We start from the raw sequence: 13,323 nt of genomic DNA, 5'->3' as shown, positions 1-13,323 counted from the left end.
TACAGAGCATTTTTTTATTGAATTTTCACAGTACCATTCGATACATTAATGTCAATATTATGCTTGCCCGTTCCGAGCGTTCCTTTAACATGATGTTTGTCTTGCTCTTCTATCGTTAATGGAAGATTGTAAGAAATATTCCCAGAACCAATTTTACCGTCTAAAGTGAAGTCCGCTTGATCTGGTAAGTCAAGTGTAACAGTACCAGAGCTTACGCCAATTTCAACCGAATCAACGAGCTCAGCAAACCCGATATCCAGTTTTCCTGATGAAATGTCCGCTTCTAATTCACCACTAAAATCAGTTACTTTGATATTTCCAGAGCTAATATTGATGGTACTCGATTTGGATGAAAGACCATCAATGGATGCATTTCCTGATGACCCATCATGAGAAAAATCATTTACCTGAAGATGACGTAGATTGATACTCCCTGACCCCATATCGATTGCAAGATCGTCAAGGGTGAATGGCTGTTTCTCCGAATTTCCAGCGAGTTCAACACTTCCAGAACCGATATTGATTTCCATATCTTTTTGATAATCTTCTGGAATGTAGACTATTAGTTTAGAATGATTGAAAAAAGAAAACCAAGAGTTCCATCCGCGTTCATGGGATACGGTAATCGCATTTCCACTCTGACGCACGTTGATCTTTCCCTTGCCATCAAAAACAGCTTCTAAGTCATTCCGTTTTTCAGGAATGATTTCTAAATTAACCGATGAAATATCAAAATCAATGCTCTTTATTTTATTCGTGATCTCTGCCTTCGTGTTATCTTTATCGGAAAACCAAGTCAGATTGCCAACCGTAGTGAATAAAATATACCCTCCAACAAGAATAATAAAAATTAATAAAATTCGTTTCATTGTCAAATTTCCTCCATACTTTATGCAAATATTTTTTTATAATTAGTATATAGCATGATCTCAAAACCTTGTATCTTCATCATAATTGATAAGCTCATAATAATCATTGCTCTAAAGCTTTATTTTAAACTAAGACTCTAGTCGTATGTATTTTATGTTTGCATAGGGTAGGTGGGTATAGTACAATGAAAGCGAGGAGGAATGTGAATGGAGAATATCGAACCTCAAGAAATGGAAGAATGTTGTCACGACCATGATGGAAGAAAGAGCCATCATTCAGATAAAACGAAGAAAAACCTTGTGACAAGACTTAACCGAATTGAAGGACAAATTCGGGGGATTAAAGGGTTAATTGAAAAAGATACGTATTGTGATGATGTCATCACGCAAATTTCAGCAACGACTGCAGCATTAAATAGTGTAGCCAAAATATTATTAGAAGCTCATATGAAGAGCTGTATATTAGAAAGAGTTCAAGATGGAGATCATGAAGCGATTGATGAGTTACTCATAACGATTCAAAAGCTAATGAAAAAATAAATGAAAGAGGGCAATAATGATGGCAAATGCAACATTAAACGTAAAAGGAATGTCTTGTGGACATTGTGTAAAAGCAGTTGAAGGAAGCGTTGGAAAATTAGCTGGTGTAAGTGAAGTCAAGGTTAATCTTGAGACAGGAACTGTTGCTGTCGATTTTAATAGTGATGTCGTAACGCTTGATGTCATTAAGGAAACAATTGATGATCAAGGGTATGACGTAGAATAAATTTATAGAAAAAGACGTGCTACATAAACACTAGCACGTTCTTTTATCCATTATATATACCCTTTGGGGGTATAAAAATAGAGGTGTAATGGTATGAGTGCCATAAAAGAAACGAATATGCAAATTACAGGGATGACTTGTGCTGCATGTGCGACACGAATAGAAAAAGGTTTGCGCAAGCTTGAGGGCATAGAAGCAGCAAATGTTAACTTGGCGTTAGAACGCTCGGTAGTTAAATATGACCCGAAGGTAACAAATATAGAAACGATTCAAAAAAAGGTTCGAGATCTAGGCTATGATGTTGTGACTGAGAAGGCAGAGCTTGAAATCACTGGAATGACTTGCGCTGCCTGCTCGGCGAGAATCGAAAAGGGTTTAAATAAGCTTGATGGTGTCGCAAATGCCAATGTCAATCTCGCCCTTGAGAAAGCAACAATTGAGTATAATCCGACAGAGATCGCAACAGGGGATCTCATTAAAAAAGTTCAGGATTTAGGCTATGGAGCGCGTGCGAAAGAAGAGGGCAAAGAGACGATCGATCATCGAGAAGCTGAAATTCAGAAACAGCAGCGAAAATTTATTTTTTCACTCCTATTATCACTTCCACTATTATGGTCTATGGTCGGTCATTTTGAATTTACTTCCTTCATTTATGTGCCAGATCTATTTATGAATGCTTGGTTTCAGCTACTCCTTGCAACGCCAGTACAATTTTATATTGGAAAGCAGTTTTATATTGGTGCCTATAAGGCTTTGAAAAATAAAAGCGCCAATATGGATGTGCTTGTCGCTTTAGGAACATCCGCGGCCTATTTTTACAGCCTATACTTATCTTTTAAAATGGTGGGCATGGATGGGCATTCACCAGAGCTTTACTATGAAACAAGTGCTGTTCTCATCACGCTCATTGTTTTAGGAAAATTATTCGAAGCGAAAGCAAAGGGACGCTCTTCTGAAGCGATTAAAAAGCTTATGGGCTTACAAGCCAAAACCGCCATTGTCGAACGCAATGGGGAGGAGCTAGAAATTCCGTTAGAGGAAGTTGTTGTAGGAGATCTCTTTTATGTGAAACCAGGTGAAAAGATTCCCGTTGATGGAGTAATTTTCGAAGGTCAGTCGGCGATTGATGAATCGATGCTGACGGGGGAAAGTGTCCCTGTTGACAAAATGAGTGGCGATGAAGTAATCGGTGCAACGATTAATAAAAATGGGTTCTTAAAGGTCAAGGCAACAAAAGTGGGCAAGGATACTGCGCTTGCACAAATCATAAAAGTAGTGGAAGAGGCACAAGGAACGAAAGCGCCGATCCAACGGTTAGCAGATAAAATTTCGGGGGTTTTCGTACCGATTGTTGTTGGAATAGCACTTTTAACCTTCCTTGTATGGTATTTTGTTGTCGCACCAGGAGAATTTGCGGAAAGCTTGGAAAATCTAATTGCCGTTCTTGTCATTGCCTGTCCTTGTGCATTAGGTTTGGCGACACCAACGTCGATTATGGCAGGTTCAGGTCGTGCCGCTGAGTTCGGGATTCTTTTTAAAGGTGGAGAACATCTAGAAACAACCCATCGAATTACCACTGTTGTATTGGATAAAACCGGTACGGTGACAAATGGTGCTCCTGTTTTAACCGATATTTTGACAAGCTCGGATGAAGAGGAATTTTTGATGCTTGTTGGAAGTGCGGAAAGAAAGTCTGAACATCCTTTAGCAGAGGCGATTGTCGCAGGTGTGAAAGAAAAGGGAATAGCTTTTAAGGAAGTGACAGATTTTGAGGCAATTCCAGGCTTCGGTATTCGAGCTACAGTTGAAGGGAAGGAACTCCTCATTGGTACGAGAAAGCTCATGGATCGATTTGAAGTAAACGCAAGTAAGTATTTCGTTGAAATGGAAGCCCTCGAAAAAGAAGGAAAAACGGCAATGCTTGTAGCTGTGAATCATGAGGCTTCCGGGTTGGTTGCGGTCGCAGATACGATTAAAGATACTTCAGTTGTGGCGATTCAGCGACTTAAAGAAATGGGTTTAGATGTTATTATGATCACTGGAGATAATGAAGAGACTGCTAAAGCGATCGCAGGTAAAGTTGGTATTGAGCATTATATTGCGGAAGTCCTTCCTGAAGGAAAAGCGGAAGAAGTGAAAAAACTTCAAGTGAATGGGAAAAAGGTAGCAATGGTTGGAGACGGGATTAATGATGCACCTGCATTGGCCGTTGCTGATATCGGGATGGCAATCGGTACGGGTACGGATGTAGCGATGGAGGCAGCAGATATCACGTTAATCCGTGGAGATTTGAATAGCATTGCTGATGCGATTGCGATGAGTCGCAAAACGATACGTAATATTAAACAAAATCTATTTTGGGCATTTGGCTATAATACGCTCGGAATTCCGATCGCTGCTATGGGCTTCCTCGCTCCGTGGCTTGCAGGAGCGGCAATGGCATTTAGTTCGGTTTCAGTTGTTCTCAATGCACTACGTCTGCAGAAAGTGAAATTATAAACTACATTTTTCTTGAGCTATCGATTGATTCGATAGCTTTTTTTTCGTGCTTTTCTATACAGGTAAAGGTGTTATTACTATTTATATAGTATTTATATAAGTTATACTCAAATTAATGGTTATTAGTGATATTACTGTTCATATACTTTTAATAGTTTTGAAATGGAGGAGAGCGGATGGAGGCTTTTGAAGCGTTACGTACAAGAAGAAGTATTGGTAGAGTACAAGAAAAGGAAGTAGCAAAAGAATTAGTTGAAAAAATTATAGAGACCGCAACATGGGCTCCAAATCATGTGAAGACGGAGCCATGGCGATTTTTTGTTTTAACAGGGGATGGCCGCAAACGTTTAGGAGAAACACTGGCACGTATTGTGGCAAGAGACATGGATGATCCGACAACAGAAGACAATCAGAGAAAAATAGAAAAAGCTAGAAAGAACCCTTTTCGAGCGCCAGTTATTATCGTTGCAGCAGTCGAGCCAAGTGATCACCCAAAGGTTATTTTGAAAGAGGAATATGCAGCTGTAAACGCAGGAGTACAAAATATGTTGATCGCAGCTCATGCTCTAGGACTAGGGGCTATTTGGCGGACAGGAAAGCCTTGTTATGATCGGGAAGTAAGTCATCTTTTCGGGTTATCAGAAAAGGGAGAAGTGCTCGGTTTCATTTATGTAGGCTATCCAGATATGACTCCACCAGCAAGAAAGATAAAATCAGTTGAAGAAGTTACCACTTGGATTGATAAAGAATAGAAATTGCTATACGGCACTGTCACTTAAGTGACAGTGTTTTTAGATTTAGTGAGTCGTGTAGATTGTCTGATGAAATGATTTGCTCTTTCACCCTAATTTTGCCAAAATTAAAGCTAGAATCGAAAGAAAGGTGGGAACAAAAATGAGCATTCAACATACAGTTGCCATTATTACTGGTGCTGCAAATGGTATTGGAAGAGGTGTTGCACAGGCGTATGCCAAAAAAGGAGCAACGGTTGTGTTAGCAGATGTAAATGAAGAAGAAGGGCAAAAGGTAAAAGAAGAGCTTCTTTCAATGGGTGTGCAATGTATGTTTGTTCACACAGATGTGCGCAAAGAACAAGACATCATTGACTTAATGAAAGTTACAAAAGATACGTACGGAAAAATTGATGTTTTGATCAATAATGCGGGAGTGAGCCAGTTTAAAAATGTGTATGATGTATCGCTTAACGAGTGGGACGATGTGATCAATACGAATTTACGAAGTGTCTTTTTAGGCTCAAGGGAAGCGGCGAAATATATGCGTGAAAATGATAAAGGCGGATCCATCGTTAATATCGCTTCAACGAGAGCCATCATGTCTGAACCTCACTCAGAAGCTTATGCTGCATCAAAGGGAGGAATTGTGGCCATAACCCACGCTTTAGCTGCTTCATTATCAAACGATCACATCACTGTTAATGCAATTTCTCCTGGCTGGATTGAAACAGGTGACTATTCGCAATTAAAGGAAAATGATCATAAGCAACATTTTTCTCATAGAGTTGGAAGAGTAGAAGATATCGCAAATGGTTGTTTATACTTAACGGATCCAGCGAATGATTTTGTCACAGGTATCAATCTAATTATTGACGGCGGGATGACAAGAAAGATGATTTATGAGGAGTAAAAATGATTTCAAACATACGTAAGAAAATGCTAGTTTTTAGTTCCTTGTCTTTTTTAGATAAGGGATTTTTTTTGTGAAATTATAGGAATATAAAAGGTTAAAATCATTCACCAAATTTTCATATTCTTGCTACTTCTCTCATTTCAATTAGCGTTTTAGGGTTGATTTTAGGGATATATTTACTTATAATGAAAATGCACTTGGAATGATAATCGTTTTCAATTATAGTTCCGAGAATAACCATGTAATGAGGATTATAAATGAGACTTTGGATGTTGATAATTGCAGCTATAGTCCTGTCTTTTGTATCGCTATTTGTCGGAGCAATTGATATTAAGCCGAGTGATTTACTAGATTGGGAGTCAGATGAAACACAAATATTCCTAATTAGTCGCGTCCCTCGACTAATGGCCATTATATTAGCAGGAGCAGGAATGAGTATTGCAGGTTTGATCATGCAGTCATTAAGCCGTAATAAATTTGTATCGCCTACAACTGCAGGGACTTTAGATGCAGCTAAACTAGGGATCTTAATTTCTATGCTTTTTTTCACTAATGTAACATATACACAACAAGTCATCTTTAGTTTTGCTTTTGCCTTAGTAGGTACTCTAGTATTCATGCAAATTCTTGATCGGATCAAATTTAAGGATGCCATTTTCGTTCCGTTGATTGGAATTATGTATGGAAATATTTTATCCTCTATTACAACATTCTTTGCATACGAACAAGACCTTCTGCAAAATATCTCTTCTTGGTTAATGGGAAGTTTCACTTTAGTTATATCTGGAAGATACGAGCTTTTGTATGTCAGCATACCAGCTGTCATTTTAGCATATCTATATGCTAATAAATTCACGGTCGCTGGAATGGGAGAAGATTTTGCGAAAAATTTAGGCTTAAGTTATAAGCTTGTATTAAATTTAGGTCTTATTCTCGTCGCCGTTATTGCTACAACTGTTGTTCTTACTGTCGGAGTTATTCCATTCTTAGGTCTAATTGTTCCGAACGTTGTTTCTCTTTATTTAGGAGATAATTTACGGAAAACGATTCCACATACAGCCGTGCTAGGGATTGTGTTCCTCTTAATTTGTGATATTATTGGACGCATTATTGTACACCCTTATGAGATACCAGTTAATGTTACCGTGGCAGTAATAGGCAGTGCGATCTTCTTAATTATGTTATTTAGGGGGAGAGCATATGCGAAATAGTACGAAGCTGATTTTATTAGCAGCCATTGCGATTGTCTGTATTTTGCTTTATGGATTTTATGATATAAAAGGTGGATTTGATTACGCCTTTCCACGCCGAATGATTCGAGTCAGTGCAATGATTGTAACAGGAGTTGCGATTTCATATTCAACCATCGTTTTCCAAACGATTACCCATAATCGAATCTTAACACCGTCTGTTATGGGACTTGACTCGATGTATCAAGTAGTTCAGACGATCATTTACTTCTTCGCAGGATCAATGTCGATTTGGGTCTTAAATAAGTATTTGAATTTTGGTGCAGCTATTATCGCCATGGTCTTATTTGCATTGATATTATATCGATTCTTATTCCGTGCTGATAAGCATCCTATTTACTTACTTCTTCTAATAGGAATGATTTTGGGTACACTTTTGGGCAGTTTTGTCACCTTTTTACAAGTGCTGATTGATCCACTGGAGTATTTAAGCTTACAAAGCCGTTTATTCGCAAGTTTCACAAGTGTGAAATCGGAGTTATTATATATTTCAATTGGAATTTTATTGCTAGCTTTCCTTTATGGATACCGGATTATGGGGAAGTTAGATGTTATGTCGCTTGGACGTGAAAATGCGATTAACCTTGGTGTCAACTATGACCGTATGGTAATGAACATCCTTATTTTATCATCAGTTCTCATTGCCACTTCAACGGCATTAGTTGGTCCCATTACGTTTTTTGGATTAATCGTTGCAAACCTTTCGTATCAATATTTAGTTACGTATAAGCACTCCGTCTTAATTTTAGGTGCGAGTCTAATGAGTATTATTGCGTTAGTCGGGGGACAGTTCCTCGTTGAACATATTTTAGAATTGCGGACGACGTTAAGTGTCATCATTAACTTTATCGGTGGTATTTACTTCATTTACTTATTATTAAAAGAAAGTAGGGCAGCAGGATGATTGAAATCAAAGGGATAACGAAGCGATTTGGTAAAAAGCCTGTTGTAGAAAACGTATCTGTAAAAATTGAATCAGGTGCCATTACATCTTTTATCGGCCCTAATGGTGCTGGTAAGTCTACACTTCTCTCGATGGTGAGCCGCTTATTAGACGCAGATACTGGAGAAGTATTATTAGATAAAAATAATGTGAAAAAATGGAAGTCCTCTGAATTTGCAAAGCGTGTTTCCATTTTAAAGCAATCGAACTTTCTTAATGTTCGTTTAACGGTACGTGAGCTTGTTGCTTTTGGTCGTTATCCTTATTCAAAAGGGCGTCTGACAGAGGACGACGAAAAGTTTGTTAACTTAGCTCTGAGCTATATGAATTTAACCGAGATGGAAGATAAATTTTTGGATGAATTATCTGGTGGTCAAAAGCAACGTGCTTTTATTGCGATGGTCATTGCGCAAGATACGGACTATATTTTACTTGATGAACCATTAAATAACTTGGATATGAAGCATTCAGTTCAAATTATGAAAATTTTACGTAAGCTTGTAGATGAGCTTGGAAAAACGGTTGTTATTGTTCTTCATGATATTAACTTTGCTTCTGTTTATTCTGATCGTATCGTGGCCTTAAAAGACGGAAAGTTAGTGAAAAATGGGCCAACCAATGACATAATCAACTCAGATGCATTGCGAGAAATTTACGATATGGATATCCCGATTCAAGAACAAAATGGCTGCCGTATTTGTGTATACTTTAATTCTCATGAGTAGATAAATGTAGTCATAAAATAGACCTAGGGAGTTCACTAGGTCTTTTTCTAGGCACAGAATGAAAGCGATTTATTATGGGGATGAATTTCATAATGGCGATCCTTAAGGTAAATAACGAATGAATTACAATTTTAGCGTGAGTTCGAATGAATAACGCTCAAAAAGTTTGTTTTTCATTTGCTTTCGTACATAGTGAAATCGAGTCAGTTCATAAAAATTTCACAAAAAATAGAAATTACTTTCAAAAAAATGATTGACGTTGATCGTCGATCACTCTATAATGAGAATTGTTATCAGTGATAATGATTATCATTAATGATTATAAAATACGAATCAAAAGGGGAGTTACAGACATGAAAAAGTGGAAATTAGCTAGTGTTTTATTAGTACTTATCTTAATGCTTGCAGCTTGTGGTAGTAATGAGGAAGCAAATACAGAAAAAACAGATGATACCAATGCAGCTGCAGATCAAAAAGAAACGGCGCAAGAAGAGCAAACTACTTCTGCTTATCCATTAACTGTTTCTCCAACAGTAGCTTCAAGTGATAGCATGGATGGTAGTGCATCTTATACATATGAAGATGTAACATTTGAAACAATGCCAGAAAAAATCGTCGTATTTGATTATGGTTTCTTAGATACATTAGACGCACTTGGGGTAGAAGGAATTATCGGAGTTGCGAAAGACTCTACTTTACCAGCTCACCTTGAAAAGTATTCAGGAGATGAGTATGTAAGCATTGGGAACTTAAAGGAACCATTACTTGAAGATATCGCTGAAATCGGACCTGATGTTATCTTCATTTCGGGCCGTCAATCAGCATTCTTAGATCAACTAAAGGAAATTACACCAAATGTAGTATTCGTTGGAACATCTCAAGATGACTACTGGAATACATTCCTTGCCTCAGTAGATATTGCAGCGAAAATGTTTAATAAAGAAGCAGAGGCTGAAGATTACCTTGCAAAATTTGATACAGCGTTAGATGAAGTTAAAACATTAGCTGGAAACTTTGATACATCATTAGTGACGATGTATAATGAAGGAAAATTATCAGGTTTCGCAACAAACTCTCGTTTCGGTTATATGTATGACGTTTATGGCTTCACACCAGTTACTGAAGATATTGAAGCTTCTTCACATGGTTCTAACTTTGGATTTGAAGCAATTCTAGACCTTGATCCACAAGTATTATTCGTCATTGACCGTACAGCAGCAACTGGTGGGGAGTCCAACATCAAAGCGGATATGGAAAATGATATCATTAAGAAAACTCAGGCTTATGAAAATAACCGAATTGTCTACCTTGATGGTCCATTATGGTACTTAAGTGGCGGTGGTTTACAATCTGAGCTTGCCAAAATTGAAGAAATTTTAGCTGAATTAAAATCATAATGAGTAAAGAGCTGCTTAAAGATGTATATACGAATTACATCTATAAGCAGCTCTGTTTTTATTTATCTATATATGAGGAAAACTCGACCAATTACGGTCGAGTTTTTTTGACATCACTTTTAGAGTGTTTTGCTTTATTACGTTTGTTCCCCTTACTGTTATCTCCACTCGTAATTTCTTCAGCAAATTCCGCATCTGGAGCATTCTGATTGCGGCTCCCTTTATTTTCTTTTTTTGTCATGAAGTCAACTCCTTTTGAACTATTTTGTTTCATGGTGGTTTTAACTATTCATGTTTTTACAAAAAGGCACTTTTCGCAAACATTATTGCTTTTGGATAGCATTAAGAAACAAAATGCCGTCGCACACTTCATGTATGTGATTTAAGGGTAAAATTCGACTTTTCGGGTTTTTTTTTATAAAGAACCACAATCTATACGCAAACAGCGTACAAAAAAAATGACCTCATTAAGAGGTCAAGAAAAAGGGGGAATTACACTTGTACTCCTATTGTTACCAACCCAGTAAAATTTTATTCATGTAATTTAAAAAATGATTGTGTATATGCCGTGGTAGATTTTTTTTCTTGAAATAGCATGAAAGAGACGATAGAAAAAGGGGCTTTATTTAAAGGGCGAAACTACTAATGCAAACGCCTTTTCTTGCTACTCTAGTGGAAAAGCCCGCAACGAAGGTAGGGCACAAACATATTAAGTAATATAAGTACTCAAGGGGGTGAGATGGTTGGGAGAAATGAATCAAAATCTGCAAGAACTTTCTAAATCGCTTCTTGGATTACATGTTAAAGATGTATTCAAGAAGAACAAGGAAGACCTTAAGTTAAGGGAGCTTTCGGGAGATGAAAAAGAGCATATTAAAAAGCTTTATCAAGAACTAGAACAACAAGTAAATGAATTTGTAAACAAAACAAAAGAAACAAACGAGAATACGGTACAGGCAAAAGACGAAAAACCAAAGAAAACCCGAACAACTTTAAGGGACAAAGTAAGAAAGAAAAAATAAAAAGTAAAGGAGAGATATAAATGTTAGGAGAAAGAACAGAATACGCACGCGATGTGCGAAACGACCGATACGATAACAGATACCGTCATGCTTCATGTAATAAATGTGGTTATGATACTTGTCAATGTGGAGCAGCAGTAGGAGGAGAATCTAGAAAGTGGAATGCACTTGACCCAACTAGTCAATTCCCATATTCAGACAACGATAACACGCAAGTTCTTCAAAACTTTGACCAAGTGTCTGATATTGAACAAAGATCAACTGAACGCATCATCATTAAAGATAGCTGTGATATCAAAGTAACAACTACAGATACTCAAGTTGCAGTTTCCCTACAAGTAGCTATCCAAATTGCGATTGCTATCGTCATCAACATCACAATTGCTGACAGTGACCAAGCAGAAGCAGTAACTCAAGACTTACTCCAATTCTCTCAAATGCAACAAGTAAACCGTCAAACAATCTGCATTGAAAATTCACGTGATATCGAAGTAACAACAACTGACACTGATGTAGCAGTATCGATTCAACTATTACTTCAATTACTTCTTGCACTACTTGTTCAAATCGACATTCTATAATATTCCTACTAAGCAGGCACGGTTCACATTTCACTTTTCCCCACAGACTAGGATATCCAAACAACCCACACCTCCTATATATAAAAGTAGCATGGAAACATGCTACTCTCTTTTTTATGTTGGAATTACTGAATAAATTCTTTCCACTGATTGATAAAGGCGGCAGTCATTTTATTTGGATGTTCAATAACATCTTCAGTCTTACCAACTTGCTGAATTTCTCCATTCATAAGGATAGCGAGGCGATCGGTTAAGTATTTGATCTCCAAAAGATCATGACTGACAAAAACGGTTGTCGTATTCGTTATGTTCAAAATCTCCTTTAATTCCTTTAAAAGCTCAACCTTTGTTGGAAAATCAAGTGCGGAAAAAGGTTCATCTAAAAACAATACTTCTGGCTCAAGAACCATTGCTCTTGCTAGATTGACCCTCTGAGCTTCTCCACCAGATAAATGATAGGCATGCTTCTTAGCGAGGTGAGAGATGTTAAATTTGTCTAACCAATAGCCTACTTTTTCATTGATCGAAGCTTTTGGCAGCTTACGAATTTTTAACCCGAGAGCGACGTTTTGATAGACGGATGTATGAAGAAGCAGTGATTGCTGAAGGGCGATAGCAAATTTTCTCCGCATATCGATCGTGATTTTTTGTCCGGAGAGGACGGTTTCTTTTAAAAAAATCTGACCTTCACTAGGCGAATCTAGTAAGGAGAGAAGTTTTAATAGCGTGCTTTTTCCAGCTCCATTTGGCCCCATAATGCCAATGATTTCACCCTGTTGAATGGAAAAAGAGGGAATCGCTAGAATGGTTTTACGATCAACCTCGTATTGTATATTTTCCATTTTTAATAGCGTGCTCATACTCTTCGACTCCTTTGCTGCAGGAAGGTTAAAATGAAGGTAATCAAAAATGCGAGTGTCATAATAATGAAAGAGAGGGCAAAGGCAATATCGAAATTCCCTTTTGAGACCTCCATAACGATAGAGGTCGTTAAAATTCGCGTATCTCCTTTAATGTTACCACCAACCATCATCGCTGCTCCAACCTCAGCAATTACTCTCCCAAAGCCTGTAATAATCGCTGCTAGAATGGCAACTTTCGTTTCGATAAGCAATATTTTTAATCCTTGAAGCTTCGTAGCTCCCAACGCTTTGATTTGCATGAGCATTTTTTCATCAATTTGCTGAAAGGCACTACTTGTAAGACCGATGATAATGGGTAATGAGACAAGTATTTGTGCCATGACGATCGCAGTCGGTGTGTAGAGGAGAGAAAGATGTCCTAAAGGCCCAGAACGCCATAGAAAAATCGTGATCCAAAGTCCAGCTACAACGGGCGGAAGTCCCATCCCAATATTGATAAATACTAATAGGAGCTTCCTTCCATGAAATTTAGTTAGACCAATGATAATTCCTAGCGGGATGCCAATGAAGGTACTGATTATCGTTGCTGTTAAAGACACTCGAAGCGTCCGCCAAGCAATTTCATAGACTTCTGGATCTCCGCTTGCTATCATTTCGAGCGCTCGTATTAGTCCATCTAGTAGTAGGTCCATAGATTAACCAACTCACTTTATTATGTATTCATTACTTCTATATGAAAGAAAATACCTAGTAAAATGAAT

Annotated in this window: 15 protein-coding genes; 11 read left to right on the top strand and 4 right to left on the bottom strand. The window is 37.7% G+C overall.

What is annotated here, in order from left to right; genetic code table 11:
- Positions 1-14: 14 nt before the first annotated feature.
- Positions 15-869 (bottom strand): LiaG family protein, encoded by an 855-nt coding sequence (gene liaG, locus BMSHG_RS19900; protein WP_019156233.1) that lies wholly within the window; start codon positions 867-869, stop codon positions 15-17.
- A gap of 207 nt (positions 870-1,076) precedes the next feature.
- Here liaG and BMSHG_RS19895 point away from each other — a divergent pair, with 207 nt between their 5' ends.
- The 9 genes from BMSHG_RS19895 (at position 1,077) to BMSHG_RS19855 (ending at position 10,096) form a co-directional block, all read left to right on the top strand.
- Complete coding sequence (locus BMSHG_RS19895) at positions 1,077-1,409, top strand: metal-sensitive transcriptional regulator (RefSeq protein WP_019156232.1); 333 nt, start codon at positions 1,077-1,079, stop codon at positions 1,407-1,409.
- A 19-nt stretch (positions 1,410-1,428) separates the two neighbouring features.
- Positions 1,429-1,635, top strand: coding sequence for a copper chaperone CopZ (copZ, locus tag BMSHG_RS19890; protein ID WP_026073552.1), 207 nt, complete (start codon positions 1,429-1,431; stop codon positions 1,633-1,635).
- 93 nt (positions 1,636-1,728) lie between these two features.
- On the top strand, positions 1,729-4,134 hold the full coding sequence (locus BMSHG_RS19885) for a heavy metal translocating P-type ATPase (RefSeq protein ID WP_019156230.1): 2,406 nt from the start codon (positions 1,729-1,731) through the stop codon (positions 4,132-4,134).
- Positions 4,135-4,310: 176 nt separating this feature from the next.
- Positions 4,311-4,886, top strand: a complete 576-nt coding sequence (locus tag BMSHG_RS19880) for a nitroreductase family protein (protein WP_019156229.1) — start codon at positions 4,311-4,313, stop codon at positions 4,884-4,886.
- Between the two features lie 142 nt (positions 4,887-5,028).
- Complete coding sequence (locus BMSHG_RS19875) at positions 5,029-5,778, top strand: glucose 1-dehydrogenase (RefSeq protein ID WP_019156228.1); 750 nt, start codon at positions 5,029-5,031, stop codon at positions 5,776-5,778.
- 260 nt (positions 5,779-6,038) lie between these two features.
- Positions 6,039-6,992: an ABC transporter permease gene (locus BMSHG_RS19870; RefSeq protein WP_019156227.1), complete on the top strand. Its 954-nt coding sequence runs from the start codon at positions 6,039-6,041 to the stop codon at positions 6,990-6,992.
- Complete coding sequence (locus BMSHG_RS19865; protein WP_019156226.1) at positions 6,982-7,935, top strand: iron chelate uptake ABC transporter family permease subunit; 954 nt, start codon at positions 6,982-6,984, stop codon at positions 7,933-7,935. The genes BMSHG_RS19870 and BMSHG_RS19865 overlap by 11 nt, the downstream gene beginning before the upstream one ends.
- Positions 7,932-8,699, top strand: a complete 768-nt coding sequence (locus BMSHG_RS19860) for an iron ABC transporter ATP-binding protein (RefSeq protein WP_019156225.1) — start codon at positions 7,932-7,934, stop codon at positions 8,697-8,699. Before BMSHG_RS19865 ends, BMSHG_RS19860 begins: the two co-directional genes overlap by 4 nt.
- A gap of 353 nt (positions 8,700-9,052) precedes the next feature.
- The gene (locus tag BMSHG_RS19855; RefSeq protein WP_019156224.1) at positions 9,053-10,096 is read left to right on the top strand and encodes a siderophore ABC transporter substrate-binding protein; all 1,044 of its coding nucleotides are present in this window, start codon (positions 9,053-9,055) and stop codon (positions 10,094-10,096) included.
- A gap of 91 nt (positions 10,097-10,187) precedes the next feature.
- Here the strand turns inward: BMSHG_RS19855 and BMSHG_RS28770 are convergent, their stop codons facing one another.
- On the bottom strand, positions 10,188-10,337 hold the full coding sequence (locus BMSHG_RS28770; protein ID WP_019156223.1) for a hypothetical protein: 150 nt from the start codon (positions 10,335-10,337) through the stop codon (positions 10,188-10,190).
- A gap of 502 nt (positions 10,338-10,839) precedes the next feature.
- On the opposite strand from BMSHG_RS28770, the gene BMSHG_RS19845 reads away from it, so the two are divergent.
- Positions 10,840-11,118 carry a hypothetical protein gene (locus BMSHG_RS19845; protein ID WP_019156222.1) on the top strand — a complete coding sequence of 93 codons (279 nt, stop codon included), beginning with the start codon at positions 10,840-10,842 and terminating at the stop codon, positions 11,116-11,118.
- 20 nt (positions 11,119-11,138) lie between these two features.
- Positions 11,139-11,699 carry a spore coat protein gene (locus BMSHG_RS19840; protein WP_019156221.1) on the top strand — a complete coding sequence of 187 codons (561 nt, stop codon included), beginning with the start codon at positions 11,139-11,141 and terminating at the stop codon, positions 11,697-11,699.
- Positions 11,700-11,824: 125 nt separating this feature from the next.
- Here BMSHG_RS19840 and BMSHG_RS19835 read toward each other — a convergent pair whose 3' ends face one another.
- Both BMSHG_RS19835 and BMSHG_RS19830 read right to left on the bottom strand, forming a co-directional pair.
- A complete protein-coding gene (locus BMSHG_RS19835; RefSeq protein ID WP_019156220.1) occupies positions 11,825-12,559 on the bottom strand; it encodes an ABC transporter ATP-binding protein in 735 nt (244 codons plus the stop codon).
- The gene (locus tag BMSHG_RS19830; protein ID WP_019156219.1) at positions 12,556-13,254 is read right to left on the bottom strand and encodes an ABC transporter permease; all 699 of its coding nucleotides are present in this window, start codon (positions 13,252-13,254) and stop codon (positions 12,556-12,558) included. Before BMSHG_RS19830 ends, BMSHG_RS19835 begins: the two co-directional genes overlap by 4 nt.
- Between the last annotated feature and the right edge of the window lie 69 nt (positions 13,255-13,323).

This window comes from Robertmurraya massiliosenegalensis JC6, assembly GCF_000311725.1.
Lineage (GTDB): Bacteria > Bacillota > Bacilli > Bacillales > Cytobacillaceae > Robertmurraya > Robertmurraya massiliosenegalensis.
This window is presented reverse-complemented; position numbering and strand designations above follow the sequence as displayed.

Bases quoted from the DNA above. Each gene is read 5' to 3' on its own strand.
- liaG (WP_019156233.1), bottom strand. From the start codon at position 869: ATGAAACGAATTTTATTAATTTTTATTATTCTTGTTGGAGGGTATATT.
- BMSHG_RS19895 (WP_019156232.1), top strand. From the start codon at position 1,077: ATGGAGAATATCGAACCTCAAGAAATGGAAGAATGTTGTCACGACCAT.
- copZ (WP_026073552.1), top strand. From the start codon at position 1,429: ATGGCAAATGCAACATTAAACGTAAAAGGAATGTCTTGTGGACATTGT.
- BMSHG_RS19885 (WP_019156230.1), top strand. From the start codon at position 1,729: ATGAGTGCCATAAAAGAAACGAATATGCAAATTACAGGGATGACTTGT.
- BMSHG_RS19880 (WP_019156229.1), top strand. From the start codon at position 4,311: ATGGAGGCTTTTGAAGCGTTACGTACAAGAAGAAGTATTGGTAGAGTA.
- BMSHG_RS19875 (WP_019156228.1), top strand. From the start codon at position 5,029: ATGAGCATTCAACATACAGTTGCCATTATTACTGGTGCTGCAAATGGT.
- BMSHG_RS19870 (WP_019156227.1), top strand. From the start codon at position 6,039: ATGAGACTTTGGATGTTGATAATTGCAGCTATAGTCCTGTCTTTTGTA.
- BMSHG_RS19865 (WP_019156226.1), top strand. From the start codon at position 6,982: ATGCGAAATAGTACGAAGCTGATTTTATTAGCAGCCATTGCGATTGTC.
- BMSHG_RS19860 (WP_019156225.1), top strand. From the start codon at position 7,932: ATGATTGAAATCAAAGGGATAACGAAGCGATTTGGTAAAAAGCCTGTT.
- BMSHG_RS19855 (WP_019156224.1), top strand. From the start codon at position 9,053: ATGAAAAAGTGGAAATTAGCTAGTGTTTTATTAGTACTTATCTTAATG.
- BMSHG_RS28770 (WP_019156223.1), bottom strand. From the start codon at position 10,337: ATGACAAAAAAAGAAAATAAAGGGAGCCGCAATCAGAATGCTCCAGAT.
- BMSHG_RS19840 (WP_019156221.1), top strand. From the start codon at position 11,139: ATGTTAGGAGAAAGAACAGAATACGCACGCGATGTGCGAAACGACCGA.
- BMSHG_RS19835 (WP_019156220.1), bottom strand. From the start codon at position 12,559: ATGAGCACGCTATTAAAAATGGAAAATATACAATACGAGGTTGATCGT.
- BMSHG_RS19830 (WP_019156219.1), bottom strand. From the start codon at position 13,254: ATGGACCTACTACTAGATGGACTAATACGAGCGCTCGAAATGATAGCA.